A 25788-nucleotide genomic window follows, 5' to 3' on the forward strand; every position below is an offset into this window, starting at 1 on the left:
CAATTTCAGGAGGACTTCACATGTTGAAAGTCGGTTTCGTCGGTTGGCGCGGCATGGTGGGCTCGGTGCTCATGCAGCGCATGGTGGAAGACGGGGATTTCAATGGCATCGAGCCGGTCTTCTTCACCACCTCCCAGGTCGGCCAGGCCGGCCCCGACGTCGGCGTCGACGTGCCTCCGCTCAAGGACGCCTTCGACCTCGAGGCCCTCAAGGCGCTGGACGTGGTGATCACCTGCCAGGGCGGCGACTACACCAAGGAGGTCTACGCCGACCTGCGTGGCGCCGGCTGGAAAGGCTACTGGATCGACGCCGCCAGCACCCTGCGCATGGTGGACGAGGCGACCATCATCCTCGACCCGGTCAACCGTCACGTCATCGATGCCCAGCTGGCCAAAGGGGCGAAGACCTTCGTCGGCGGCAACTGCACCGTCAGCCTGATGCTGATGGGCCTCGGCGGCCTGTTCGAGGCCGACCTGATCGAGTGGATGACCTCCATGACCTATCAGGCCGCCTCCGGCTCCGGCGCCAAGCACATGCGCGAACTGCTCAACCAGATGGGCGCGCTGCGTGACAGCGCGGCCGCCGAACTGGCCGATCCGTCCAGCGCGATCCTCGACATCGACCGCAAGGTCACCGCGGCCATGCGCAGCGGCGACTTCCCCACCGACAACTTCGGTGCGCCGTTGGCCGGCAGCCTGCTGCCCTGGATCGACGTCAAGCGCGACAATGGCCAGAGCAAGGAGGAGTGGAAGGGGAGTGTCGAGACCAACAAGATCCTCGGCCTGCAGGACAACCCGATCCCCATCGATGGGCTCTGCGTGCGCATCGGTGCCATGCGCTCCCACAGCCAGGCCTTCACCATCAAGCTGAAGAAGGACGTACCGATCGATGAGATCGAGGACCGCCTGGCCAGGCACAACGACTGGGTCAAGGTGATTCCCAACGACAAGGACGCCACCATCGCCGGCCTGACGCCGGCGGCCGCCACCGGCACCCTGAGCGTGCCCGTGGGCCGGCTGCGCAAGCTGGCCATGGGCGGCGAGTACCTCTCCGCCTTCAGCGTCGGCGACCAGCTGCTGTGGGGCGCGGCCGAGCCGCTCAAGCGGATGCTGAAGATCCTGCGCGAGCAATAAGCCTTGCCGGCATGGCCACCACGGGGCGCCTCCTTCGGGAGACGCCCCGTTTTTTCTCGTGGAATGGCGGATTCGCGGGAACGCCTCGTTCTGGCTTACGTTGAAAGGCACGGCATCAAGCATGATCCGGAACAGGCGCACGGGGCCAGGTTTGTGATACATAAAGATCATAACGAGACTAATCATTTCACCCGCTGCCCGACGACCCGGCCAGCCGGGAGAAGCAAGGGAACGCCATGAAACGCAAGCTGACTCTCGCCATGCTGCTCTCGCTCTCTGCCACCAGCCCCCTGGCGCTGGGGTTGGGGCTGGGCGAGACCGACGTGCGCTCTACGCTCAATGCCCCGTTGCGTGCCAGTATCCCCCTGACGGATACCGCCGGGATGCAGGCGGGACTGCTCAACGTCTCGGTGGCCGATGAGCGGGCCTTCTCGGCTGCCGGCCTGGCTCGTACGCCGCTAGCGGCCAGCGTGCGGCTGGCCGTCGAGCAGCGCGAGGGCCGGCTGGTGCTGGTCCTGACCACCGACCGTCCCGTGCGCGAGCCCTGGCTCGATCTGCTGCTGCGCTTCGACTGGCCGGACGGCCAGCAGCTGCGCGAGGTGACCCTGTTGCTCGATCCGCCCGACTATGACCAGATGCCGGCGCTGATCACCCCGACACGGCCGGCGGCGCCCTCCGTCGCCGCTGCGTCGCCGGGCCAGGAGCCATCGGCGACGTCACGCCCCGTCGTCCGTCCGGCGGCCCGGGCCGGTAGCGACGATCCGGCCTGGGTGCGCAGTGGCGACACCCTCTGGTCGGTGGCCGGCCGCCTGCGACCGGACAGCGGCATCAGCATGAACCAGATGATGGTGGCACTGGTGGAAGCCAACCCCGAGGTGTTTCCCTCGGGCAACATCAACGCCATGCGTGCCGGCTTCACCCTGGTGGTGCCGGGCCGGGACACCATCGCCGCGCGTTCCGCCGGTGACGCCGCACGCGTCGTCCAGGCCATGAACCAGGCCTGGGCCAATCGTGGCAGCGGGGCACCGGCCCGTGTGCCGCTGGGCGGCAGCGAGGAGGTCTCGCCGGAAGCCGCCGTCGCGGCGGCCGGCACCGCCGAGACCCCGACCCCGGCCGAGCCAGCGGCCGCGACGGAGGGCGAGGAGGCCGAGCCGGCGACGCCTCCAGTCGTCGAGGCTCCCGCGGAGATCGGCGGGGAGGAGGGGCCACACCTGACGCTGCTCACCGATGCCGAGGTGGCTGCCGAAGCGGCGCGGGCCGCCGACTCGGTGGAGGGGGCGGCGCCCGGAGAGGGGGGGGCAGACGAGGAGGGTGCCGCGACCCCCGGCGGGGAACGGCTCGACATCGACCCGACGGTGCTCCAGGCTCTCCAGGGCGGTGGCGACCTGACCAGCGACGAGCGTTTGCTGCGCCTCGAGGCCCGCTGGCTCGAGAGCCAGCAGTCCCTGGAAGCGGTACGCAACGAGCGCGACGAACTGCAGGACGAACTCGGCCAGATGCGTGAGGAGCTGGACGCCCTGCGCGAGGAGCTGGCCGCCCTGAGTGCCGGGGGGCAGGGGGGCGACGGCCCCGGGACGGGCGGGGTGGTGCTGCCGGGAGAGAGCGGGCAGCCGGCCGAGACCCCCTGGTGGAGCGCCCTCTACCGGGGGGCGCTGGATCGTAGCCTGATGCTGGGGGGCGCCGCCCTCGCCGCGTTGCTGGCGCTCTGGGTGCTGGTGCGACGCCGGCGCCGGGAGGAGACGGCGACCACCTTCGGCCTGCAGGCGGTGGCGCCGGACGGTGGCGGGGCCGGCTCCACGGTGGGTACCCCTTCGGCGGCCGACGCGGGCGAGGCCGCGCCGGCACGGACCGCCATGCCCCAGGCCGAGGCGATCAACGAGGCCGATATCTTCATCGCCTATGGCCGCTACGATCAGGCGCGTGAGCTGCTCGAGGCCAGCCTGGAGCGTGAGCCCGAGCGCGACGACCTGAGGGTGAAGCTGTTGATGGTCCACCTGGAGCAGGGTGACCATGAAAAGGCCGATCGCGAGGCCATGCGCCTGCGGGCCGGCGGCGACCCGGCGGTGCTGGCCGAGGTGGAGAGCCTGATGAACCGGCACCCCGCGCCGCAGGACGCTTCGGCTGCGCCGGCGGGAGGCGACCGTGCCGTCTTTGCCGAGCCGGCGGAGCTGCCGCCGCGGCGTTTCGACGAGCCCGACGAGGAGCCGTCCCCATCGGCATCCGAGCCTGGTGGGGAGCCAGCGGAACGAGTCGCCGACGACGCCGCCGAGCCGGAAGTGCTCGAGGATCCTGCCGCCCGCTACCGTCGGCCCGAGTCCGAGTCCGTGTCGGAGCCCGAGCCCGAAAGCGATGTCCGGCCAACCCCGGCCTCGCCGGAAGCCGCGCGCCCCGAGGCGAGCGAAGACGAGCCGCCCCCTGCCCCCGAGCCGCCCCCTGCCCCCGAGCCGCCTCCTGCTGCCGAGCCGCCGCCCGCACCGATGCTGTCCCATCGGGTCGACGACCTCGGTCGCGACATCATCGATTACCGGCCGCCCGCCCTGGACCCCAGCCCGGCGCCACGCGAGGAGACGCCGATGCAGCCCAGCGTGGAGTTCAGTCCGGCCGCTCCCGCTGGCCCCTCGGACGAGGAGCCGAAGCCGCCCGGCGACGAGCGTCGCGGTCCCGCCGGGGCGCCCGACGACTGGGAGGTCGAAGAGGTGGCATTCCCGCCGCTGGATCGGGATAATGAGTGGCTTTCCGCCGGCGCTTCCTCCGCGTCAAGGCTGGCCGAGGCTCGCCGCCTGCTGGATGCGGGCGAGCGCGATCGGGCTCGGCCCTTGCTGCACGAGCTGGTCGATCTCTCCGACGATCCGTCGGCACGGGAGGAAGCCCGGGAGTTGATCACCCGCCACGACCTCTGAAGGCCGCATGACCCTGTTCCGACCCCTCGACGATCGCCATCCCCTCTCCGGCCGCCTGGTCATGGGGGTGGAATATGACGGCAGCGCCTACTGCGGCTGGCAGCGTCTCAAGCATGCCGCCTCGGTGCAGGCCGAACTGGAGAAGGCATTGGCGAAGGTGGCCAGCCACCCGGTGACGGTGCATGCCAGCGGGCGGACCGATTCCGGCGTCCATGCCACCCGCCAGATCGTGCATTTCGACCCCCCCGCGCCGCGCTCGCAGAAGGCCTGGGTCTTCGGCGTCAACGCCAACCTGCCGCGGGATATCGCGGTGCGCTGGGTGAAGGCGGTGCCCGACGCCTTCCATGCGCGCTTCAAGGCGCTGGCGCGGCGCTACCGCTACGTGATCCTCAACCAGCCGAGCCGGCCGGTGCTGGAGCGGGCCAACGCCACCTGGTGTCGCGACCCCCTGGATGCCGAGGCCATGCACCTGGCCGCCCAGGCCCTGGTGGGGGAGCACGACTTCTCGAGCTTCCGTGCGGCGGGCTGCCAGTCGAAGACCGCCTGGCGCCACCTGCACTTCATCGAGGTGCATCGCCACGGTCCCCTGGTGGTGATCGACGTCCAGGGCAACGCCTTCCTGCACCACATGATCCGCAATATCGTCGGCGCCCTGGTCACCGTGGGGCGCGGAGAGCGAGGCAGCGACTACCTGGTCGAGCTGCTGGCCCTCAAGGATCGTACCCTGGCCGACGTCACCGCGCCGGCCTGTGGCCTGCACTTCGTCGACTCGCTCTACGACGAGGCCTGGGGGCTGCCGCGGGAGCCGCTGGGGCCCAACCTGCTGGCCTTTCTCGGCGAGTGGACCGGCGAGCGCGAACTGCCCGACTGCCCCATGGTCGAATTCCGGCGCGGCAAGCCGATGGCCGTCGAAAAGGAGGGCTGATGCACTCAACGCTGCCGCTCCCTATGGGGCCATGCCACCGACATGGTTAGCGAAAGGGCCAACATCGAGAAATACGCGGTCATGGAGAGTTTCACTTGTCGAATGCCGATCAAATCCCTTCCCGCACCCGGGTCAAGCTCTGTGGCATGACCCGCGAGCAGGACGTCGATGCCGCCGTGGCGGCGGGGGCCGATGCCCTGGGCTTCGTGCTCTGGCCCGGCAGCAAGCGGGCCATCGACGAGGCGCGCCTGGCCGAACTCACGGCGCGGGTGCCGGCCTTCGTCACCCGGGTGGGGCTCTTCGTCGACCAGGATCCCGGGCTGATCCACCGCTGTGCGGCGCATCTCGACCTGCTGCAGTTCCACGGCGACGAGTCCCCCGAGGCCTGCGCCGCTTTCGCCCGGCCCTGGATCAAGGCGCTGCGCATGCGCGACGGCCTCGACCTGCACGCCCTCGCCGCTGCCCATGACGGCGCCCGGGCCCTGCTGCTGGACGCCTACCGACCCGGGGTGCCGGGCGGCACCGGCGCCACCTTCGACTGGTCGCGAATCCCCGCAGGCCTGGCAAAACCTGTTATTCTCGCGGGGGGCCTGACCCCCGACAACGTGGCCGAGGCGGTCGCCCGTGTGCAGCCCTTCGCGGTCGACGTCTCGGGCGGCGTGGAGGCCGCCCCCGGGGTCAAGGATGCCGGGCGCATCGCGGCCTTCCTGCAGGCCGTTCGGCGAGGTGACGCGCTCCGCGCCGCGGGTAATGCCCAGTGTCCCGGCACGCCTGATCCTTGAAGCAAGAGTTTTCAACCACCAGCCCCTTTCTGGCGACCTGTGAGGTGTCTTTCGTGAGCAAGTTCAGTGACCTGACCCGACTGCCGGATGCCCGTGGCCACTTCGGCCCCTACGGCGGCCGGTTCGTCTCGGAGACCCTGAGCTTCGCCCTGGACGATCTGGCCAAGACCTACCTGAGTCTTCGCGACGATCCGGCGTTCCAGGCGGAATTCGACTATGACCTGGCTCATTACGTGGGCCGTCCTTCGCCGCTCTATCACGCCGAGCGGTGGTCGAAGCAGCTCGGCGGGGCGCAGATCTGGCTCAAGCGCGAGGACCTGAACCACACCGGCGCCCACAAGGTGAACAACACCATCGGCCAGGCGCTGCTCGCCAAGAAGAGCGGCAAGCCGCGGGTGATCGCCGAGACCGGCGCCGGCCAGCACGGCGTGGCCACCGCCACCGTGGCGGCACGCCTGGGGCTGTCGTGCGACGTCTACATGGGGGCCGAGGACGTGGAGCGCCAGAAGCTCAATGTCTATCGCATGCGCCTGCTCGGGGCCAACGTCATTCCGGTGACGTCCGGCACTCGCACCCTGAAGGACGCCATGAACGAGGCGCTGCGCGACTGGGTCACCAATGTCGACGACACCTTCTACATCATCGGTACCGTGGCGGGCCCGCATCCCTATCCGATGCTGGTGCGCGACTTCAACGCCGTGGTCGGCCGCGAGGCGCGCCGCCAGTCGCTGGAGGAGTTCGGCAAGCTGCCCGATGCGCTGATCGCCTGCGTCGGCGGCGGTTCCAACGCCATGGGGCTCTTCTACCCCTTCGTCGAGGACGACGAGGTGGCGATGTACGGCGTCGAGGCCGGCGGCGACGGCGTCGAGACCGGTCGCCATGCCGCCCCGCTGGCCTCCAATGCCCCCCGCGGCGTGCTGCACGGCAACCGGACCTACCTGATGTCCGACGAGGGTGGCCAGGTCTCCGATACCCACTCGATCTCCGCCGGGCTCGACTATCCGGGCGTCGGCCCCGAACACGCCCTGTGGAAGGACGTGGGTCGCGTCAACTACGTGGCCGCCAACGACGAGGCGGTGCTCGAGGCCTTCCGCGAGCTGACCCGGATCGAGGGCATCATGCCGGCGCTGGAGTCCGCCCATGCCCTGGCCCATGCCAAGGTGCTGGCGCCCTCCATGCGGCCCGACCAGCAGATCGTGGTCAACCTCTCCGGCCGTGGTGACAAGGACATCATGACCGTGGCAAAGATCGACGGGATCGAATTCTAGATGACGGCCCATACCATGAATCGTATCGACCAACGCTTCGCCGCGCTCAAGGCCCAGGGCCGACGCGCGCTGATTCCCTACATCACCGCCGGCGATCCGGCGCCCGAGCACACCGTGACCTTCATGCACGCCCTGGTGGAGGCGGGGGCCGATGTCATCGAGCTCGGCGTGCCGTTCTCCGATCCCATGGCCGACGGCCCGGTGATCCAGAAGGCCTGCGAGCGGGCCCTCAGGCACGGCGTGCGCCTCGCCCACCTGTTCGAGATGGTGCGCGAGTTCCGCCAGACCGACAGCACCACCCCGGTGGTACTGATGGGCTACCTCAACCCCATGGAGCGGATCGGCCTCGAGGCCTTCGCCGAGCAGGCCGCGACGGCCGGCGTCGACGGCGTGCTGACCGTCGACATGCCGCCGGAGGAGGCCGAGGAGTTCGGCCCCGTGCTCAAGGCCCGGGGGCTGGCCTCGATCTTCCTGGTGGCCCCTACCACTTCCAGCGCCCGGGCCGCTACAATATGCGCCCACGGTGAAGGTTACCTCTACTATGTGTCGCTGAAGGGCGTGACGGGCTCGGCGACCCTCGATGCCGAGGACGTGGCCAGTCACCTGGCGCCGCTGCGCGAGATGACCGAGCTGCCGCTCTGCGTCGGCTTCGGCATTCGTGACGGTGCCTCGGCGGCGGAAGTGGGCAGGGTAGCCGACGGGGTGATCGTGGGCTCGGCCCTGGTCAGCCGCATCGCTGCCAACGCCGAGACGCCGGAGGCGATTCCCGCCGAGCTCAAGGCGGTGCTGGGCGAGATGCGCCAGGCCCTGGACGCCTCGAGCGGCGCCTGACAACGGCCCTCGACAGATTCGATCCACGCGCCCGGGATGCCGGGCGCCGACCAGATGACGGAACCCTTTCTGACATGAGCTGGCTAGACAAGATCGTGCCCTCCAGGGGGCGCATTCAGCGCAAGGATCGCCGGGCGAGCGTGCCCGACGGCCTGTGGCGCAAGTGCCCCAAGTGCGAGGCGGTGCTCTATCTCCCCGAACTCGAGAAGCACCACAACGTCTGCCCCAAGTGCGACCATCACCTGCGCCTGACCGCGCGCAAGCGGCTCGACTGGTTCCTCGACAAGGAGGGGCGCGAGGAACTGGCCGCCGGGGTGGAGCCGGTGGATCGCCTCAAGTTCCGCGACTCCAAGAAGTACAAGGACCGCCTGGCGGCGGCCCAGAAGGAGACCGGCGAGAAGGACGCCCTGATCGCCATGCGGGGCACCCTCGATGGCCTGCCTGTGGTGGTGGTCTCCTTCGAGTTCACCTTCATGGGCGGTTCCATGGGCGGCGTGGTGGGCGAGAAGTTCGTGCGTGCCGCCACCGTGGCCCTGGAGGAGGGCATCCCGCTGATCTGCTTCTCCGCCTCCGGCGGGGCCCGCATGCAGGAGGCGCTGTTCTCGCTGATGCAGATGGCCAAGACCTCGGCGGCGCTCGAGAAGCTCAAGCAGGCCGGCGTGCCCTATATCTCGGTGCTCACCGACCCGGTGTTCGGCGGTGTCTCGGCATCGCTGGCCATGCTCGGCGACCTCAATGTGGCCGAGCCCAATGCCCTGATCGGCTTCGCCGGTCCCCGGGTCATCGAGCAGACCGTGCGCGAGAAGCTTCCCGAGGGCTTCCAGCGCAGCGAGTTCCTGCTCGAGCATGGCACCGTGGACATGATCGTCCACCGCCGCGAGATGCGCGATCGCCTCGGCGGCGTGCTGCGCAAGCTGACCCATCAGCCGGCCATCGGCCTGGCCGAGGAGGGGGAGCCTGAGCTCGACCTGGTGGATGCCGCCGAACAGGCCCAGGCCGCCGCCAATTATACCCTGACCCTTCCCGAGCATGAGGCCCCCGCGCGCGCCGAAGGCGAGGAAGTGGGACGTGACGACCGCGCCGATGGCCCGCGCTGACCGCTATCGCCATGAGTGATGCCGCCCTGCCCACTTCCCTCGACGCCTGGCTGGCCCGGCTGGAAGCGGCCCATCCGGTGGGCATCGACCTCGGCCTCGAGCGCGTGGCCGAGGTCGCCCGGCGCATGGGCCTGCTCGAGGCGCCGATCGCCGGGCGGGTGATCACCGTGGCGGGGACCAATGGCAAGGGCTCCACGGTGGCCATGCTCGAGGCGCTGGCCCGGGCCCATGGCGTCTCCACGGCCGCCTATACCTCCCCCCATCTGCTGCGCTACAACGAGCGTCTGCGCCTGGACGGGAAGGAGGCCGGCGATGCCCTCCTGATCGCCGGTTTCGAGGCCGTCGAGGCCGCGCGCCTCGACGGCGAGCCGGTGAGCCTGACCTATTTCGAGGTCGGCACCCTCGGCGCGCTCTGGGCCATTGCCCGTCGGCCTCCCGACCTGGCGATCCTCGAGGTGGGGCTCGGGGGGCGGCTCGATGCGGTGAACGTGATCGACCCCGACGTCGCGGTGGTGACCACCGTGGCCCGGGACCATGCCGCCTTCCTCGGCGACGACCTGCAGGGCATCGGCCGCGAGAAGGCCGGCATCCTGCGCGCCGGACGCCCGGCCGTGCTGGGCAGCACGACGCTGCCGGCGAGCGTCAAGGCGGTGGCGAGCGAGCTGGGCGCCCGGGTCTACGCCCTGGACGAAGCGTTCTGGCGCCAGGGTGATGGTGAGGGCTGGGGGTTCTCTGGACGTGTTGCCGAGGTGGCGCCTTTGGGGTCTGACCCCCTCGATGAAAAGGGTCCGCAACAGCGGCTATCCATGAGGGCGTCAGAACCCATGGGGTCAGACCCCAAAGGCTACCCACCTTCCGAGCGGAACTGCCCGCCGCCGGTGTCTGACCCCACAGGCGAGGTCGCTCATCAGGCCCGTCCCGACTCCAGGGGAGTCCTTGCCCTTGGCGGGTTACCCGACCCCGGCCTGCCGCTGGACAACGCGGCCACGGCCCTGCAGGCCCTGGCGCTCGCCGGCGTGCCCCTGGAACTGGGCGCCTGCCGCCGGGCCCTGTGCCGGGTCGCGTTGCCCGGTCGCATGCAGTGGCTGGGCCGATGGTGCCTGGACGTGGGGCACAACCCCCATGCGGCGACCTATCTTGCCGAGCGGCTACTGGTGCGCCCCTGCGACGGCCGCACCATCGCCCTGCTCGGCATGCTCGGTGACAAGGATGCCGACGGCGTGATGGCGGCGCTGGCCCCGGCAGTGGACGCCTGGGTGCCGGTCGGTCTGGCCGGCGAGCGGGCCCGCACCGCCGATGACCTCGCCGAGCGACTCGTCGCCCGCGGCGAGGAAGTATGGCACCGCGCCGCGTCCCCCGCCGAAGGGGCCGCCTGGCTGGCCGCCCGCCTTGCCCCCGAGGACCGGGTGCTGGTGTGCGGTTCCTTCTTCACCGTGGGCGAGGTACTGGCATGGTGGCAGTCGTCGGCGCAGACTGAAGCGGATGAGACGACCATCGAGGGAGCCCCATGAAGTACGGAATGCGAGAACGCCTCAGTGGAGCCGTGATCCTGATCGCCCTGGCGGTGATCTTCGTCCCCATGCTGTTCGACGAGCCTGCCCCGCGCAGCGAGCGCCCCCAGCCGGTGCTGACCATCGAGCAGCCCGTCGACGTCGAGCGCCATGACGTACCGGATCCGCAGCCTCCCGCGAGCCTGGGGCAGATCGAGTCGCCTTCGGTCCTCACGCCCCGGACAGCGGAGGAGGGCGAGCCAGCCTCCGTCGACGAGCCAGCCATGGCCGAGGTGCCGCCCGAGGAAACGCCGGACGAGGCATCCGAGGAGGTCTTGACGGAGGCCGTCGAGGCGGTCGCGTCGCCCGAGTCCGAGCCGGCGCGCGAGGACGCCGACCCCATCGCGGAACTGGCCCGGGCCGCCGACCAGCGCCTCGCCGAGAGTTCGCGCCGCACCGAGAGCGAAGCGGCAGCGCCCACGCCGGCGGCCTCTACCGGCGAGTGGGCGGTGCAAGTGGGCAGCTTCGGCGAACCGGCCAATGCCGAGCGTCTCGAGGCGCGGCTCGGGGAGCAGGGCTTCACGGTCTTCAGCCGCCCACGTGACAACCTGACCACCGTCTACGTGGGACCCTATGACTCCTCGGAGGATGGGGAGCGCGCCATGGGCGAGCTCAAGGAACGGGCCAACCTGCAGGGCCTGCTGGTGCGAGTGAGAGAGTGAGCATGGCGCTGACCTGGTTCGACTGGAGCTTTCTCGCCGTGCTGGCCGTGACCACCGTGACCGGTTTCCTGCGCGGGCTGATCCGCGAGGCGCTGGGCCTGGCGGCGTGGATCATCGCGCTGCTCGCGGCGCGGCTGCTGGCCGAGCCGGTGGCGGACCTGATGACGGGCCTGATCGACAACCCCGATGCTCGCCTGGTGCTGGCCTTCATCCTGGTGATCTTCGGCGTCATCCTGCTGGGCGGTATCGTCATTCGCCTGGTGCATGCCGCCGTCGAGTGGGTGGGCATGGGGCTGTTCAATCGCGTGATGGGGGCCGCCTTCGGTACCGCCAAGGGGGCGGCGATCCTGGTGCTGGGCACCATCCTGATCACCCTCACGCCATTGGCCCAGCTCGAGGCGTGGCAGGAGGCCGAGCTGCGTCCGGCCTTCGAGCAACTGCGCGACTGGGCGGTGAGCCAGCTCGAGGCGTGGGAGGGGCGCATTCCCGAGACGCCCGAGTCCCTGGGCGAGATGTCCCTGCCCGGCAACGATCGCCAGGCCGACATCGAGCCGGAGGCCGACCCGGCGACGACGATCCCCTGACATATGAATTCGGGACGGGCTACGGTCACGTCTCATCAAGGCAAGCGAGGTAAGGTGGTATGTGCGGTATCGTGGGCCTGATGGCCAAGCAGGCGGTGAACCAGGGCATCTATGACGCCCTGACGGTGCTCCAGCATCGCGGACAGGATGCCGCCGGCATGATGACCTGGCATGAGGGCCGTTTCCTGTTGCGCAAGAGCAACGGCCTGGTGCGGGACGTCTTCCATACTCGCCACATGACGCGCCTCAAGGGCAACGTGGGCATCGGCCATGTGCGCTACCCGACCGCCGGTTCCGCCAGCGAGGCAGAGTCGCAGCCCTTCTACGTCAATTCGCCCTACGGCATCTCGCTGGCCCACAACGGCAATCTGACCAACTCCGACCAGCTCAAGCAGGAGCTGTTCTCCTCCGACCTGCGTCATATCAACACCAGCTCCGACTCCGAGGTGCTGCTCAACGTCTTCGCCCACGAGCTGGGCAAGCAGGGGCTGCACCTCGAGCCCGGCGACATCTTCGACTCGGTACGGCGCGTGTACCGCCGCTGCAAGGGCGGCTATGCCGCGGTGGCGATCATCAACGGCGTCGGCATGGTCGCCTTCCGCGACCCCCACGGCATTCGCCCGGTGGTGTTCGGTACCCGCGACGAGGGCCAGGGGCAGGAGGTGATGATCGCCTCCGAGTCGGTGGCGCTCGACGTGGGTGGCTTCGAGCTGCACCGCGACCTGGACCCGGGCGAGGCGATCTTCGTCGACATGACCGGCACCATTCATACCCAGCAGTGTGCCGACCGGCCGCGGCTCGCGCCCTGCATCTTCGAGCACGTCTACCTGGCGCGCCCCGACTCCATCCTCGACGGCGCCTATGTCTACGGCACCCGCATGCAGATGGGGCGCAAGCTCGGCGATCGCATCCAGAGCGAGTGGCCGGAGCACGACATCGACGTGGTGATCCCGATTCCCGATACCTCGCGCACCTCGGCCCTCGAGCTCGCCCAGCACCTGGGGGTGACCTACCGTGAAGGCTTCATGAAGAATCGCTATATCGGGCGGACCTTCATCATGCCCGGCCAGACCCAGCGCAAGAAGTCGGTGCGCCAGAAGCTCAATGCCATCGACATCGAGTTCAAGGGCAAGAACGTGCTGCTGGTGGACGACTCCATCGTGCGCGGCACCACCTGCAAGCAGATCATCCAGATGGCCCGGGAAGCCGGCGCCAAAAGGGTCTACTTCGCCTCGGCCGCGCCGCCGGTGCGCTACCCCAACGTCTACGGCATCGACATGCCGGCGGCCAGCGAGCTGATCGCCCATGGCCGTAGCGAGGCCGAGGTGGGCGAGCTGATCGGTGCCGACCGCATCTTCTACCAGGATCTCGAGGACCTGAAGGCCGCCTGCCGTGAGGTCAATCCGACCCTCGAGCAGTTCGACTGCTCGGTGTTCGACGGCAACTACGTCACCGGCGACATCGACGAGGCCTATCTCTCGGACCTGGAGGCCTCGCGCAACGACGCCGCCAAGCAGGAGCAGAGTGCCGGCGACCATGCCCTGGTGGGGATGCACAACCAGGACGACGACATCGATGACTGAGGGGCCGACCATGCACGACGACCAGACACCGGACTGGGACCTGGAAACCCTGGCGATACGCGCCGGCCACCAGCGTACCCACGAGCAGGAGCACGGCGAGCCGATCTTCCCGACCTCGAGCTTCGTCTATGGCAGTGCGGCCGAGGCCGCGCGCAAGTTCGGTGGCGAGGAACCGGGCAACATCTACTCGCGTTTCACCAACCCCACGGTGCGCACCTTCGAGCAACGCCTGGCGGCCATGGAAGGGGGCGAGCGTTGCGTGGCCACCAGCTCCGGCATGGCGGCGATACTGGCCACCGCCCTGGCGCTGCTGCAGGCCGGCGACGAGATCGTCGCCTCGCGCTCGCTGTTCGGCTCCACCGTCAGCCTGTTCGACAAGTACCTGGGCAAGCTCGGCATCACCACCCGCTACGTGGAGCTGTCGAACCTCGACGCCTGGGAGGCGGCCATCACCCCGGCGACCAAGCTGCTGTTCGCCGAGACGCCCTCCAACCCGCTCTCCGAGGTGGTCGACATCGCGGTGTTGGCCGAACTCGCTCACCGCCATGACGCGCTGCTGGCCATCGACAACTGCTTCCTGACCCCGGCGTTGCAGAAGCCCATCGAACTGGGTGCCGACCTGGTGATCCACTCCGCCACCAAGTACCTGGACGGCCAGGGCCGGGCCGTCGGCGGGGCGGTGGTGGGGCGTGACGCCGAGCTCGAGGAGCTGTTCGGCGTGGTACGCACTTGCGGCCCCTGCCTGAGCCCCTTCAACGCCTGGATCTTCACCAAGGGCCTGGAGACCCTGAACCTGCGCATGCGCGCCCACTGCGACAACGCCCAGGCCCTGGCCGAGTGGCTGGAAGCCCACCCGGCGGTGGCGCGGGTCCACTACAGCGGATTGCCGAGCCACCCCCAGCATGCACTGGCCGCCCGTCAGCAGCGGGGCTTCGGCGCGGTGATCGGATTCGAGGTGAAGGGCGGTCGCGAGGTGGCCTGGTCGGTGATCGATGCCACCCGCCTGCTCTCGATCACCGGCAACCTGGGCGACGTCAAGTCCACCATCACCCATCCCGGTACCACCACCCACGGCCGGCTTTCCGACGACCAGAAGGCGTCCGCCGGCATCACTGAGGGGCTGATCCGCGTGGCGGTGGGCCTCGAGGCCCTCGACGACATCCGTGCCGACCTGGCCCGCGGCCTCGACGCCCTGGCTTGAGTGATCCTCGAGGCCCGTGCCATAGATCTATCGCAGATAGCTTTCACCGCTCGGGGCTGATCTGGCGACAAGCCTGCGAGGAGGCGCTGTGAATACCTCCCTGTACGCTACCGACGCCCTGCTGCGCTCTCGCGTCCTGCTCCGCTTGCAGGGCCGGTGCTGGCCATCCATGGCCAGCCCGTTCGGAGGAATCCTCCTCACCCCTGGCGTAGGACCTCCTCTTCGGCTTGTCCTCAGCGCCCCTCGCTTTGCGTAACCGCGATGGCCATGGCCCGCGCCACCGTGTGATGGTACGGGCGGCGTCGCTGGGCGGGAGTTAACGGTTTTTCCGAATGGTGCATTCGGCTTTTTTCAGCGGATGCTGATGATGCGCTACGGTATGCTTCTCGCCATCATCATCGAGGCACCCGAGGAACGAGACCATGTGGCGCAACACGGAGAGTGGCTGGGGACTCGTCAGCATCCTGCTGCACTGGATCCTGGCGATCGCCATCGTCGGCCTGTTCGCCCTGGGCTGGTGGATGACCGGCCTGGGCTACTATGACAGCTGGTACAACCTGGCCCCCTGGTGGCACCGCTCCGTGGGCATGCTGGTGCTGTTCGCCACCCTGCTGCGGCTGGCCTGGCGTTTCATCCAGCCGGCGCCGGCCGCCCGCGGCCATCGTCTCGAGCGCCTCGCCGCCCACCTCGGCCATATCGCCCTCTATGTGCTGATGCTGGTGGTGCTGGTCAGCGGCTACCTGATCTCCACCGCCGACGGCCATGGCATCGGCGTATTCGACCTCTTCGAGGTGCCGGCGCTGGTCAGCGACCTGCCCAACCAGGCCACCCTGGCCGGCGAGGTCCACTGGTACAGCGCCCTGGCGTTGATCCTGCTCGCGGCGGGCCATGCCCTGGCCGCCTTCAAGCACCATCTCGTCGATCGCCACGACGTGCTCAGGCGAATGATCAATCCGGCGCATTCCCGGCGACCCTGAGCCGGGCGCCCCCGTGTAAGTGCCGCCCCCGGGTGGACCCGATCCCAAGGAGACATCACCGATGCTGAAGAAGACCGCCCTTGCCACTGCCTTGGCCGCCGCGGCCCTGGTTCCGCTTTCCCAGGCCCAGGCCCAGGCCGACGACTACGTGATCGACACCGAAGGCCAGCATGGCTTCATCCAGTTCAAGATCAACCATCTCGGCTATTCCTATATCCTCGGCAACTTCGAGGAGTTCTCGGGCCAGTTCCAGTACGACCCCGAGAATCTCGAGGCTGCCAGCGTCGAGATGGAGGTGCAGGTGGACAGCCTGAACACCAACAACGCCGAGCGCGACAAGCACTTCCTCAGTAGCGACTTCCTGGATGCCGGCGAGTATCCGACCGCTACCTTCGTCTCCACCGGCTTCACGCCTAACGGCGACGACGATGGCATGCTGACCGGTGACCTGACCCTGCACGGCGAGACCCGCGAGATCGAGATGCCGGTGACCCTGATGGGCGAGGGCGAGGATCCCTGGGGGGGCTATCGTGCCGGCTTCGAGGGTTCCGCCATGCTGACCCTGGCCGATTTCGGCATCGACATGAGCGACTTCCCGGAGGCGATGCACGAGCTCGAGCTCTACGTGACCTTCGAGGGCGTACGCCAGTAAGCTCCCCGTTACCCCGTAACGACGACACCCCCGGGCCCTCGGCCCGGGGGTGTCGTGTTTGTGGTGGAGGCGCCGCATCGGGAGCCTCCCTCCCGACGCGGGATCTGCTCAAGCGCCTTCGTTGAGGACCGCGTCGGGGAAGTGGCGCCGCAGGATGCGGTTCTGGAAGTCATCCACGAAGCGGCTGTTGATGATGATGATGAAGCGCTCGAAGGGCGCGTCGGGGTCATCCTGGGCGATCCCGTCCACACTGTGGAAGATACGATCATCTCGCAGGTGCAGGATATCGCCCGGGGCCAGGGTGGCGTCCGCGAGGGGGTGGCTACCGGCCTTGTCGGCGTAGAGGTGGTTGTCTGCGCCACTCACGTTCTCCCGCTTGAGCACCAGGATGCTGAGGGCCTTGCAGCCATCGGCATGGATACCCTGGCCCTGCAATGGGTCGACCCGGCCCTCGCCGCGGACTCCGGTGATCTGCATCAGGATCGGCTCGTTGGCGCCGAGGTTCCACAGCCTCGCCCAGGCGCGCACGAAGGCCTTGACGTCGGGGCGGGCCAGGAAGTCGGGCGTCAGGGGATCGTAGTAACGCAGGCGGTCGGCCATGCTCTCGGCGTCGTTGAAGGCACCGCCCTGTGCCATGGGGCAGTGCCCCATCTCCTTGACGTCGCCCAGCTCATCGAGTGCCAGCCAGGACATGCGTTTCCAGCGACGGTTGACGTAGGGGTCCCGGGGAAGGTCGTCGGTGAAGGCCTGCCAGGCCTCCAGGTCCAGGCGTGAGCGCACCTCGGTCAGTGCCCAGTCCTGTTGCGCCAGCGAGGTGGCCACTGTCGAAGGCCAGTAGTTTGCCAGCAGATCAATGGGCATGCCGGTGAGGTCGAAGCCATACTTCAGGGTCTCGAGTTTCATGAGAGTTTTCTCCTGTCGATAGGGCAGAATTGCCCGTGCGCTGTCGGACAAAAGTCCGACCCACAGGAGAAAAATGAAAATAAATGCAATGAAATGTCAAAGAAATGTACTTATAATTTACAAATGTGGTGATGGATCTCGACCAGTGGTACGGGATAGTCGGGACCACTCCGATCAGGGATGTAGGAGATTGGCGACAGGGAGGTGTAGGATATAAGAGCTAGGCGCCAGCATGATCAGGCCTCCCGGCCTTGATCCTTGATGGTTGGCTGGCGCCGTTCCCGACGAAGAGGATGTGAATGTTCGCCCGCGACTCCCGTCTCAGGCAGTGGCTGGGACAGTGGCTGCCGAAACGGCCGGTGACTCGACTCGCTTCGCCTGCCACCGCAGGGGGTGGCCAGGGAGACGTGGAGCGTGTTCGGCGCCAGTATCTGGAGAGCGAGCAGCGTTTCAGGGCGTTGCTGGAGAGCCTGCCGAAGGTGGCGGTGCAGGGGTACGACCGCCACCGTCGCGTGATCTACTGGAACGAGGCCAGCACTCGTCTCTACGGTTACGCGCCGGATGAGGCGCAGGGGGAGTTGCTCGAGGACCTGATCATTCCCGACGTCATGCGCGATGGCGTCATTGCGGCCCATCGCGCGTGGATACACGAAGGCGTCGAGATTCCCGCAGGCGAGCTGGAGCTCAAGCATCAGAGTGGTGAGTCGGTTCCCGTCTTCTCCCACCACGTCATGCTCAACGAGCACACCGACGAGCCGCTCATGTTCTGTGTCGACGTGGACCTCTCCGACCAGAAGCGGGCCCATCGCGATCTGGAGTTCGCCACTCGCTTCGATCGCCTGACCCACCTGCCCAACCGCCAGACCTTCGAGGCGAATCTCGACGAGGTCCTCGACGGGTGTCGCCGACGGGGTCTCGGCCTAGCGCTGCTCTACCTCGACATCGATCGCTTCGTCGAGATCAACGATGCCCTCGGCTACGAGGAGGGGGATCGCCTGCTGATCGAGCTGAGCCGACGACTGAGCGAGCAACTTCGAGCCACGGACCTGATGTCGCGGGTCTCGAGTGACGAGTTCGTGCTGGCGTTTCCCGGCCTGCACAGGGAAGACGATGTCATGCGTGTCCTGCACAAGGTGCAGGAGGTCTTCCGGCGGCCCTTCGGCCTGGAGGGACACAAACGCGGCATCACGGCGAGCCTGGGGATCTGCCTGTTTCCCGACAACGGCAACGGCGCCCGCGAGCTGATCCGCAATGCCGATGTGGCCAAGAACCGGGCCAAGCTGGAGGGGCGGGGGGGGCTGCAGTTCTTCCACCAGCATCTGCACGACGAGCTGGTACGACAGCACCGCCTGGCCGAAAGCCTCGAGCTTGCCCTCGACAACGATGAACTTTCCCTGCACTACCAGCCTCAGGTGTCGGCGGTCAGTGGCCAGATCGAGAACCTCGAGGCCTTGCTGCGATGGACGCCGCCCCATGGGCAAGCGGTCTCGCCCCAGGAGTTCATTCCCGTCGCCGAGCGTTCCGGGCTGATCCATCGCCTGGGCGACTGGGTCATGCAGGAGGCTTGCCGGCAGCGGGCGTTGTGGCGGGATGCCGGCGTGAAGCTGGAGCGCATCGACATCAACTTTTCCGGACGGCAGATGGGGCGGCACGATGTCTTCGAGCGACTCGAGGCCTATCTGCGTCGCTACGGTCTCGGGCCGCGAGAGATCGGTATCGAGCTCACCGAGAACGTGCTGATCGAAGCCGATGCGCGCATCCTCGAGGGATTGCGTTCCCTGCACCATCGCGGCTTCCGCATCGCCATCGACGACTTCGGTACCGGCTACTCGTCACTGAGCTACCTGAAGCAGTTCCCGGTGACGTCCTTGAAGATCGACCGCTCCTTCGTGCGGGATGCGCCCGGGCAGCCCGAGGATCGTGCCATCATGGAGGCGGCGGTCTTCATCGGCCATCGCCTGGGGCTCGAGGTCGTGGCCGAGGGGGTCGAGAACGCCGAGCAGCTCGCCCTGGTCCGCGAGATACACTGCGATCTGGTACAGGGCTTCTATTTCTATCGCCCCATGCCCGCCGCTGCCATCGAGCGGCTGCTGCTCGTCGGGGTGGTGCCGAGTCTCGGAAGCCTGTTGAGCTGAGCACGGTGCGACTCTTACGTAGAATACGGCGTTCACTCCCGCACAGCTGGCGCGTAGGCGAATCGACTATAATTATGGATTAATATTAAATATCATCCTGCTTGTTGTTGAAAATACATTTATATGCATTGGATATAGATGGATAAACAGCATCATCCACTGGATAGGTTTCCCTATACTCCTTCCGTCGTCGCCCGGCACCTGTGCCGGGCGACCTGCGTTGCGGCAGCGATCACAAGCACCAGGCCATCCAACAACGGAAGCCAAGGGAGGAGAACCCATGAAGGTACTGATTCTCGGCAGCGGTGTCGTCGGCGTCACCAGCGCCTACTACCTGGCCCGCCAGGGCCACGAGGTCACGGTGGTGGATCGCCAGCCGTCCCCGGCGCTGGAGACCAGCTACGGCAACGCCGGTCAGGTCTCCTTCGGCTTCTCCTCGCCCTGGGCGGCCCCCGGCATCCCGCAAAAGGCGGTCAAGTGGATGTTCCAGGAACATGCCCCGCTGAAGATCCAGCCGAAGATGGATCCGACCATGGCGCGTTTCATGATGCAGATGCTCGGCAACTGCAACCCCGAGCGCTATGCGGTGAACAAGGAGCGCATGGTGCGGGTGGCCGAGCACAGCCGGGCCTGCATCAATGCCCTGCGCGAGGAGACCGGCATCCGCTACGAGGATCGCCAGCGCGGCCTGCTGCAGCTGTTCAGGAACGAAGCGCAGGTGGAAGCCGTGGGCAAGGACATGAAGGTGCTCGAGCAGTGCGGCGTGCGCCACCGGCTGCTGGGGGGCGACGAGCTCGCCGCGGTGGAGCCGGCGCTCGCCCGCGTGCCCGGCAAGTTCGTCGGTGGCCTGCACCTGCCCGACGACCAGACCGGCGACTGCTATCTCTTCGCCAATCGCCTGGCGGATCACTGCCGCGAGCGGCTCGGCGTCGAGTTCCGCTTCAACGTCGAGATCCAGCGCCTCAAGCGCTCGGCGGGCCGCATCGAGAGCGTGGTGACAAGCGTCGGTGAGCTGACCGCCGATGCCTATGTGGTCTGCCTGGGCAGCTACTCGCCCTTCCTGGTCAAGGACATGGACATCCGGCTGCCGATCTACCCGGTCAAGGGCTACAGCCTGACCGTGCCGGTGACCGACGACGGCGGCGCCCCCCAGTCCACGGTGATGGACGAGAGCTTCAAGGTGGCGATCTCGCGCTTCGACGACCGCATCCGGGTGGGCGGTACCGCCGAGTTGGCCTCCTATAATCTCGACCTGCTGGAGAGGCGCCGGGCGACCATCAGCATGGTGGTGAGCGATATCTTCCCCGAGGGGGGCGACGTGGCGAAGGCCGAGTTCTGGACCGGCCTGCGGCCGATGACCCCGGATTCCACGCCGATCATCGGCGCCACCCGGGTCGACAACCTCTGGCTGAACACCGGCCACGGCACCCTGGGCTGGACCATGAGCTGCGGCAGCGGCCAGTTGCTGGCCGACCTGATGAGCGGTCGTGAGCCTGCCATCGACCCGAGTGGCCTCGACGTCTCACGCTACGCGGCCTGAGACACCCTGCCAGGAACGAAAACGCCCGGGCAAGTGGCCCGGGCGTTGTCGATTCCGAGGATGCCGAGATCAGTTGACCGCGGCGATCGCCTTGGCCAGGTAGGGCAGGTTCTCCTGGGAGAAGCCGGCCACGTTGGCGCGACCCGAGCGCACCATGTAGATGCCGAACTCGTCACGCAGGCGGTCGACCTGGTCGGGGGTCAGGCCGGTGTAGGAAAACATGCCGCGCTGCTCGGCCACGCAGTGGTACTTCTGGTCCAGGCCGTAGGGCTTGAGGGCCTCGACGAAGTCGCGCCGCAGGGTGTTGATGCGGTCGCGCATCTCGGTCAGCTCCTCGCGCCAGACCGCCGCCAGCTCGGCGGAGTAGAGGGTCTCGATGACGATGGAGCTGCCGTGGGCCGGCGGGTTGGAGTAGTTCTCGCGGGCCACGATGGCCATCTGCGAGCGCACGTTCTCCATCTGCTCGTGGTCCTTCGCCACCACGATCAGGCAGCCGGTCCGTTCATTGTAGATGCCGAAGTTCTTGGAGCAGGAGCTGGTGATCATCACCTCGTCGAGGCTCTCGGCCAGCAGGCGCACCGCGTAGGCGTCCTCGTCGAGCCCCTCGCCGAAGCCCTGGTAGGCGAAGTCGATCACCGGCAACAGGTTGCGCTCCTGGATCACCTCGAGCACCTGCTTCCACTGTTCCCGGGAGAGGTCGAAGCCGGTGGGGTTGTGGCAGCAGGCGTGCAGCAGGATCACGTCGCCGTGGGGAATCGTCTTGATGGTCGCCAGCATGCCGTCGAAGTCGAGGCGGTTCTCGGCGTCGACATAGGGGTACTTGTGCAGCTCGATGCCGGCGGCCGGGAAGATGCCCAGGTGGTTCGGCCAGGTGGGATCGCTGACCCAGATGCCCTTGCCGGGAAGACGGGACTTGATGAAGTCGGCCGCCAGGCGCAACGCACCGGTACCACCGGGTGACTGGGTAGCGCTGGCACGACCGGCCTCGAGCACCGGAGAGCCCTCGCCCAGTACCATGGGCAGGATCGCCTGACCGTAGCGAGGATCGCCATGGGAGCCGATATAGGCCTTGGTGGTCTCGTTCTTGAGCAGCAGCGCCTCGGCTTCCTTGACCGCACGCATCACCGGCGTGTTGCCTTGGGCGTCCTTGTAGACGCCGACGCCGAGATCGACCTTCTGGGGGTTGGTATCCTTCTTGAAGGCCTCGATCAGCCCGAGGATGGCATCCCCGGGGACCCGCTCAATGTGTTCGAACATTTATTTCGCTACCTCGTCGGTTCTGGCGGCAAGAATGAAATCGTTCTTGTGCAGGCCCTTCAGCTCGTGCGACCACCAGGTCACGGTGACCTTGCCCCATTCGGTCAGCAGGGCCGGATGATGCCCCGCATCCTCGGCGATCTCGCCGACGCGATTGGTGAAGTCCAGGGCCTGCTTGAAGTTGCGGAACTTGTAGACCCGCTCCAGCTGCATGATGCCATCGCGCTCGACGATCTGCCACTCGGGGATGTCCTTCTTGAAGGCCTCGATCTCGGCCTCGGTGACAGGGGGGGCGTCCCCGCTGCAGGCCTCGCACTGCTGTTCGGAAAGCTGGCTCATGGTATCTCCTTGTCGTGTCGAAAGGTCGTCAGGCGCTCGCCTTGCCGGTGCTCGGGGCCGGTTCGAAGCGAGGTTCGAAGAGCCCCAGCTCCATGGCCCGGTGCACCATGCCCATGATGTCCTGCCTCGAAAGGTCGTGCAGGGTGGTGAGGGCGTCAAGCACGTAGTAGAGCGGCTGCAGGATGTCGATGCGATAGGGGGTCCGCATCGCTTCCACCGGGTCGAAGGGCAGGTGCTCCGGGACCTCGGAGAGGGCGTACAGGGTCTCCTTGTGTGAGGAGATGATGCCGCCGCCATAGATGCGCCGCCCGGACGGTGTGTCGACCAGGCCGAACTCCACGGTCATCCAGTAGAGCCGCGCCAGATAGACCCGCTCCTTGTGCGTGGCCGCCTGGCCCAGCCGCCCGTAGGTGGCGGTGAACTCGGCGAAGGAGGGATCGGTGAGCATCGGGCAGTGGCCGAAGAGCTCGTGGAAGATGTCCGGTTCCTTGAGGTAATCCATCTCCTCTGGGGTGCGGATGAAGGTGGCCACCGGGAAGCGCCGGTTGGCGAGCAGGTCGAAGAAGGTGTCGAAGGGGATCAGCGCGGGTACCTGGGCGGTGCGCCAGCCGGTGGCGTCCTGCAGCACTCGGTCCACCTCGCCGAGCTGGGGGATACGGTCCTCGGGCAGGGCCAGGCGCTCCAGGCCGTCAAGGTACTGCTGACAGACGCGGCCCTCGATGATCGCCAACTGGCGCTGCATCAGGGCCTGCCAGGTGGCGTTCTCGGTGTCGCTGTAGACGATATGGCCCTGGTCGTCGGGCAGCCGGGCGCGGTAGCCGGTCTTGCTGACGCACTCACTGTGGGGAGAGGTCGTTACCGTCATGGGGCGCTCCGTGATGTTTGCGGCTGTGATACTGCGTTAGTCGTCGAGTACTAGGCATCGTTCTATCGTTCTGGAGTCTAGAAGGCCAGCGGGAGGGTCAGGGGACGAGCTGGGAGAGTATGACGATCGAAAGGGCGGTCATGGTCGTAAGGGAATCGTGACGGTGAGGGGCCGATGAGGGGGGCTGACATGGGAACCGCGCCATCACGGTGATTGAGTCGGGGAGAGTGTCACGTTATCTTTACAGGAGAGTCACGCCGACGTGACGACTTTCATGACGACGAGGGGCACTTCCCGATGCGCTTGAGGTTTCACTGCCAGAACCGGGTGGGCATACTGCGCGACATCGTCGCCCCCTTCGCCGACTACGGGCTCAACGTGGCGCGTGGCGAAGTGGGGGGCGAGCACGGCAACGCCATCTACCTGCACGTGCCCAACCTGCTCAACGCCCAGCTCACCACCCTGAAGCCCGAGCTGGAGGCGGTGCCCGGGGTGTTCGGCGTGCGTCGCGTCAGCCTGATGCCCAGCGAGCGCCGCCACCTGGAGCTCGACGCCCTGCTCTCGTCGCTCTCCGACCCGGTGATGTCCATCGACATGGAGGGCCACATCGTGGCGGCCAATCGTGCCGCCGGCCAGCTGCTCGGCGTGCGCATCGACGAGGTACCGGGCCTCTCGCTCGACCGCTACCTGCCTGACCTCGACCTGCCGGCCCTGATCCGGCGCAACAACGCCCGGGTCAATGGCCTGCGCATCAAGCTGCGCGACGCCACCTTCCTCGCCGACATCGCCCCGCTGCATCGCGAACACCAGGATGATGTGGCCTCGCTGGCCGGCGCCGTGGTGACCCTGCACAGCGCCGATCGCATCGGCGAGCGCATCTACCATGTGCAGCGCCAGGAGCTGCGCGGCTTCGAGGCGATCTTCCAGGCCAGCCCCCGGCTCCAGGCGTTGATCCGCGAGGCCCGACGCATGGCGCCGCTGGATGCACCGCTGCTGATCCAGGGCGAGACCGGTACCGGCAAGGAGTTGCTGGCGCGGGCCTGCCACCTGGCCAGCGCCCGGGGCCAGGCGCCGTTCATGGCGCTCAACTGCGCCGGCCTGCCGGAATCCATGGCCGAGACCGAGCTGTTTGGTTATGCCTCCGGGGCCTTCGAGGGCGCACGGCCCGAGGGCAAGCTGGGCCTGCTGGAGCTGACCGCTGGCGGTACCATCTTCCTCGACGAGGTGGGCGAGATGAGCCCCCGGCTGCAGGTCAAGCTGCTGCGATTCCTGCAGGATGGCGGCTTCCGGCGGGTGGGCAGCGACGAGGAGACCTGGCTCGACGTGCGGGTGATCTGTGCCACCCAGCAGGACCTGCCGCGGCTCTGCGCCGAAGGCCACTTCCGCCAGGACCTCTACCACCGCCTCAACGTGCTCTCGCTGACGGTGCCGCCGCTGCGCGAGTGCCGCGACGGCATCGAGGCACTCGCCGTCCACTTCATCGACCGTGCCGCCCGGCAGATCGGCTGTCGCCTGCCGGCGCTCTCGCCGGCGGCCCTGGCGAGGCTTTCCGCCTACCACTGGCCGGGCAACGTGCGCCAGCTCGAGAACGTGCTCTTCCAGGCGGTCTCGCTGTGCGAGGGCGACACCATCGAGGCCTCGCACCTGCGCCTGCCGGACGTGGGCGAGGCGCCGGGGCTGGCCGGCATCGACCTGGAGGGCTCGCTTGCCGAGATCCTCGGCGAGGTGGAGCGTCGGGTGCTGGCGGCCCTCTATCCGCAACACCCCTCCAGCCGCCAGCTGGGCAAGCGGCTCGGGGTCTCCCATACCACTATCGCCAACAAGCTCAAGCGCCATGGCCTCGGTGCCGGAGAGGAGTGAGCGGCAGGCTGCTAGAGTAAGGGCATCCGGGCCAGGAGCACCGTGATGCCTGACGATGCCCATACTCGCCTGACCGGGGGGCGCCGGCCGCGGGCAGGCCTGCCCCTCTGGCTGAAGCTGGCGTTTACCGCCTGGATCCTCGGCTGGGCGCCCACCTACTGGGTGCTGCTCGGGCCGCAGAACTACTTCTGGCTGTGCAACCTGGCCAATTTCCTGATCCTGGTGGGGCTGTGGCGGGAGCATCGCCTGCTGCTCTCCATGCAGTGGCTGGCGGTGTCCCTGGTGGGTAGCCTCTGGGCGGTGGACGTGGGCACGGCCTGGCTGACCGGGATGCACCCCATCGGCGGCACCGAGTACATGTTCGACGAGAACCAGCCACTGCTGACCCGCATGATGTCGCTCTACCATCTGATTCTGCCGCCGGTGGCCGGCTTCGCCCTCTGGCGGCTCGGCTACGATCGCCGGGCGCTGGCCTGGCAGACCGGCCTCACCTGGCTGGTGGTTCCCCTGAGCTATGTCTTCACCGACCCCGAGCGCAATATCAATTGGGTGCACGGGCCCTTCGGCCAGCCCCAGGACAGCCTGGATCCGCTGGTCTATCTGGCCGGCCTGACGCTGCTGTGGCCGGTGGCGGTCTATCTGCCGGTGCATCTGCTGATGATCGGCCTGCAGCATTGGCGCGCCCGCCATCGCCCTTGAGCCTGCCGCGTTCGCCCCCGGCTCGCGCGAGTCGGTCTCGGGCTT

The 25788-nt window shown here is 67.7% G+C and carries 22 protein-coding genes; 18 read left to right on the top strand and 4 right to left on the bottom strand.

The window, feature by feature from the left end:
- The first annotated feature begins 20 nt into the window (after positions 1–20).
- The 14 genes from asd to MKP05_RS10135 all read left to right on the top strand — a co-directional run bounded on the left by asd (position 21) and on the right by MKP05_RS10135 (position 16145).
- Entirely contained in the window at positions 21–1133 is a 1113-nt protein-coding gene (gene asd / locus MKP05_RS10070) for an aspartate-semialdehyde dehydrogenase (protein WP_240568168.1), read from the top strand.
- A 236-nt stretch (positions 1134–1369) separates the two neighbouring features.
- On the top strand, positions 1370–4033 hold the full coding sequence (locus MKP05_RS21765; protein ID WP_276316587.1) for a FimV/HubP family polar landmark protein: 2664 nt from the start codon (positions 1370–1372) through the stop codon (positions 4031–4033).
- Between the two features lie 7 nt (positions 4034–4040).
- Positions 4041–4958 carry a tRNA pseudouridine(38-40) synthase TruA gene (gene truA / locus MKP05_RS10080; RefSeq protein WP_240568169.1) on the top strand — a complete coding sequence of 306 codons (918 nt, stop codon included), beginning with the start codon at positions 4041–4043 and terminating at the stop codon, positions 4956–4958.
- A gap of 95 nt (positions 4959–5053) precedes the next feature.
- The gene (locus tag MKP05_RS10085) at positions 5054–5740 is read left to right on the top strand and encodes a phosphoribosylanthranilate isomerase (RefSeq protein WP_276316588.1); all 687 of its coding nucleotides are present in this window, start codon (positions 5054–5056) and stop codon (positions 5738–5740) included.
- A gap of 53 nt (positions 5741–5793) precedes the next feature.
- Positions 5794–7008: a tryptophan synthase subunit beta gene (gene trpB, locus MKP05_RS10090; RefSeq protein WP_181422051.1), complete on the top strand. Its 1215-nt coding sequence runs from the start codon at positions 5794–5796 to the stop codon at positions 7006–7008.
- 15 nt (positions 7009–7023) lie between these two features.
- Complete coding sequence (gene trpA, locus MKP05_RS10095) at positions 7024–7839, top strand: tryptophan synthase subunit alpha (RefSeq protein ID WP_110284031.1); 816 nt, start codon at positions 7024–7026, stop codon at positions 7837–7839.
- Positions 7840–7913: 74 nt separating this feature from the next.
- Entirely contained in the window at positions 7914–8936 is a 1023-nt protein-coding gene (gene accD, locus MKP05_RS10100) for an acetyl-CoA carboxylase, carboxyltransferase subunit beta (protein WP_240568170.1), read from the top strand.
- A gap of 11 nt (positions 8937–8947) precedes the next feature.
- Positions 8948–10447: a bifunctional folylpolyglutamate synthase/dihydrofolate synthase gene (locus MKP05_RS10105; protein ID WP_240568171.1), complete on the top strand. Its 1500-nt coding sequence runs from the start codon at positions 8948–8950 to the stop codon at positions 10445–10447.
- An 8-nt stretch (positions 10448–10455) separates the two neighbouring features.
- Complete coding sequence (locus tag MKP05_RS10110; protein ID WP_240568172.1) at positions 10456–11148, top strand: SPOR domain-containing protein; 693 nt, start codon at positions 10456–10458, stop codon at positions 11146–11148.
- Between the two features lie 2 nt (positions 11149–11150).
- Positions 11151–11732 carry a CvpA family protein gene (locus tag MKP05_RS10115; RefSeq protein WP_240568173.1) on the top strand — a complete coding sequence of 194 codons (582 nt, stop codon included), beginning with the start codon at positions 11151–11153 and terminating at the stop codon, positions 11730–11732.
- Positions 11733–11791: 59 nt separating this feature from the next.
- On the top strand, positions 11792–13315 hold the full coding sequence (purF, locus tag MKP05_RS10120; protein ID WP_240568174.1) for an amidophosphoribosyltransferase: 1524 nt from the start codon (positions 11792–11794) through the stop codon (positions 13313–13315).
- Positions 13316–13325: 10 nt separating this feature from the next.
- Positions 13326–14516: an O-succinylhomoserine sulfhydrylase gene (locus tag MKP05_RS10125; protein ID WP_240568263.1), complete on the top strand. Its 1191-nt coding sequence runs from the start codon at positions 13326–13328 to the stop codon at positions 14514–14516.
- A 422-nt stretch (positions 14517–14938) separates the two neighbouring features.
- Entirely contained in the window at positions 14939–15493 is a 555-nt protein-coding gene (locus MKP05_RS10130; RefSeq protein WP_240568175.1) for a cytochrome b, read from the top strand.
- 61 nt (positions 15494–15554) lie between these two features.
- Positions 15555–16145 carry a YceI family protein gene (locus MKP05_RS10135; protein ID WP_240568176.1) on the top strand — a complete coding sequence of 197 codons (591 nt, stop codon included), beginning with the start codon at positions 15555–15557 and terminating at the stop codon, positions 16143–16145.
- Positions 16146–16253: 108 nt separating this feature from the next.
- Here the strand turns inward: MKP05_RS10135 and MKP05_RS10140 are convergent, their stop codons facing one another.
- A complete protein-coding gene (locus MKP05_RS10140; protein ID WP_110283863.1) occupies positions 16254–17048 on the bottom strand; it encodes a 2OG-Fe dioxygenase family protein in 795 nt (264 codons plus the stop codon).
- A gap of 299 nt (positions 17049–17347) precedes the next feature.
- Between MKP05_RS10140 and MKP05_RS10145 the strand changes: the two genes are divergently transcribed.
- Positions 17348–19183, top strand: coding sequence for a putative bifunctional diguanylate cyclase/phosphodiesterase (locus MKP05_RS10145; protein WP_240568177.1), 1836 nt, complete (start codon positions 17348–17350; stop codon positions 19181–19183).
- A gap of 280 nt (positions 19184–19463) precedes the next feature.
- Positions 19464–20723, top strand: coding sequence for a D-amino acid dehydrogenase (locus MKP05_RS10150; protein WP_240568178.1), 1260 nt, complete (start codon positions 19464–19466; stop codon positions 20721–20723).
- Between the two features lie 69 nt (positions 20724–20792).
- Here MKP05_RS10150 and MKP05_RS10155 read toward each other — a convergent pair whose 3' ends face one another.
- Genes MKP05_RS10155 through phhA form a run of 3 tightly spaced genes read right to left on the bottom strand, consistent with a single transcriptional unit; the run spans position 20793 to position 23184 of the window.
- On the bottom strand, positions 20793–21980 hold the full coding sequence (locus MKP05_RS10155) for an amino acid aminotransferase (RefSeq protein WP_240568179.1): 1188 nt from the start codon (positions 21978–21980) through the stop codon (positions 20793–20795).
- Entirely contained in the window at positions 21981–22319 is a 339-nt protein-coding gene (locus MKP05_RS10160) for a 4a-hydroxytetrahydrobiopterin dehydratase (RefSeq protein ID WP_240568180.1), read from the bottom strand. It lies immediately after the preceding gene.
- A gap of 28 nt (positions 22320–22347) precedes the next feature.
- Positions 22348–23184 (bottom strand): phenylalanine 4-monooxygenase, encoded by an 837-nt coding sequence (gene phhA / locus MKP05_RS10165; RefSeq protein ID WP_110283868.1) that lies wholly within the window; start codon positions 23182–23184, stop codon positions 22348–22350.
- Positions 23185–23481: 297 nt separating this feature from the next.
- Here phhA and MKP05_RS10170 point away from each other — a divergent pair, with 297 nt between their 5' ends.
- Together MKP05_RS10170 and MKP05_RS10175 are read left to right on the top strand one after the other, a co-directional pair.
- The gene (locus MKP05_RS10170) at positions 23482–25044 is read left to right on the top strand and encodes a sigma-54-dependent transcriptional regulator (protein ID WP_240568181.1); all 1563 of its coding nucleotides are present in this window, start codon (positions 23482–23484) and stop codon (positions 25042–25044) included.
- Positions 25045–25089: 45 nt separating this feature from the next.
- Complete coding sequence (locus tag MKP05_RS10175; protein ID WP_240568182.1) at positions 25090–25743, top strand: hypothetical protein; 654 nt, start codon at positions 25090–25092, stop codon at positions 25741–25743.
- Positions 25744–25788: the final 45 nt, after the last annotated feature.

It is taken from the genome of Halomonas flagellata, from assembly GCF_022487945.1.
GTDB lineage: Bacteria > Pseudomonadota > Gammaproteobacteria > Pseudomonadales > Halomonadaceae > Halomonas > Halomonas flagellata.

Excerpts from the sequence above, each read along its gene's own strand:
- MKP05_RS10155 (WP_240568179.1), bottom strand. The coding sequence starts at position 21,980 with ATGTTCGAACACATTGAGCGGGTCCCCGGGGATGCCATCCTCGGGCTG.
- asd (WP_240568168.1), top strand. The coding sequence starts at position 21 with ATGTTGAAAGTCGGTTTCGTCGGTTGGCGCGGCATGGTGGGCTCGGTG.
- MKP05_RS10115 (WP_240568173.1), top strand. The coding sequence starts at position 11,151 with ATGGCGCTGACCTGGTTCGACTGGAGCTTTCTCGCCGTGCTGGCCGTG.
- MKP05_RS10130 (WP_240568175.1), top strand. The coding sequence starts at position 14,939 with ATGTGGCGCAACACGGAGAGTGGCTGGGGACTCGTCAGCATCCTGCTG.
- MKP05_RS10145 (WP_240568177.1), top strand. The coding sequence starts at position 17,348 with ATGTTCGCCCGCGACTCCCGTCTCAGGCAGTGGCTGGGACAGTGGCTG.
- phhA (WP_110283868.1), bottom strand. The coding sequence starts at position 23,184 with ATGACGGTAACGACCTCTCCCCACAGTGAGTGCGTCAGCAAGACCGGC.
- MKP05_RS10140 (WP_110283863.1), bottom strand. The coding sequence starts at position 17,048 with ATGAAACTCGAGACCCTGAAGTATGGCTTCGACCTCACCGGCATGCCC.
- MKP05_RS10175 (WP_240568182.1), top strand. The coding sequence starts at position 25,090 with ATGCCTGACGATGCCCATACTCGCCTGACCGGGGGGCGCCGGCCGCGG.
- MKP05_RS10170 (WP_240568181.1), top strand. The coding sequence starts at position 23,482 with ATGCGCTTGAGGTTTCACTGCCAGAACCGGGTGGGCATACTGCGCGAC.
- MKP05_RS21765 (WP_276316587.1), top strand. The coding sequence starts at position 1,370 with ATGAAACGCAAGCTGACTCTCGCCATGCTGCTCTCGCTCTCTGCCACC.
- MKP05_RS10150 (WP_240568178.1), top strand. The coding sequence starts at position 19,464 with ATGAAGGTACTGATTCTCGGCAGCGGTGTCGTCGGCGTCACCAGCGCC.
- trpA (WP_110284031.1), top strand. The coding sequence starts at position 7,024 with ATGAATCGTATCGACCAACGCTTCGCCGCGCTCAAGGCCCAGGGCCGA.
- MKP05_RS10160 (WP_240568180.1), bottom strand. The coding sequence starts at position 22,319 with ATGAGCCAGCTTTCCGAACAGCAGTGCGAGGCCTGCAGCGGGGACGCC.
- purF (WP_240568174.1), top strand. The coding sequence starts at position 11,792 with ATGTGCGGTATCGTGGGCCTGATGGCCAAGCAGGCGGTGAACCAGGGC.
- MKP05_RS10110 (WP_240568172.1), top strand. The coding sequence starts at position 10,456 with ATGCGAGAACGCCTCAGTGGAGCCGTGATCCTGATCGCCCTGGCGGTG.
- accD (WP_240568170.1), top strand. The coding sequence starts at position 7,914 with ATGAGCTGGCTAGACAAGATCGTGCCCTCCAGGGGGCGCATTCAGCGC.
- MKP05_RS10135 (WP_240568176.1), top strand. The coding sequence starts at position 15,555 with ATGCTGAAGAAGACCGCCCTTGCCACTGCCTTGGCCGCCGCGGCCCTG.
- MKP05_RS10105 (WP_240568171.1), top strand. The coding sequence starts at position 8,948 with ATGAGTGATGCCGCCCTGCCCACTTCCCTCGACGCCTGGCTGGCCCGG.
- MKP05_RS10125 (WP_240568263.1), top strand. The coding sequence starts at position 13,326 with ATGCACGACGACCAGACACCGGACTGGGACCTGGAAACCCTGGCGATA.
- truA (WP_240568169.1), top strand. The coding sequence starts at position 4,041 with ATGACCCTGTTCCGACCCCTCGACGATCGCCATCCCCTCTCCGGCCGC.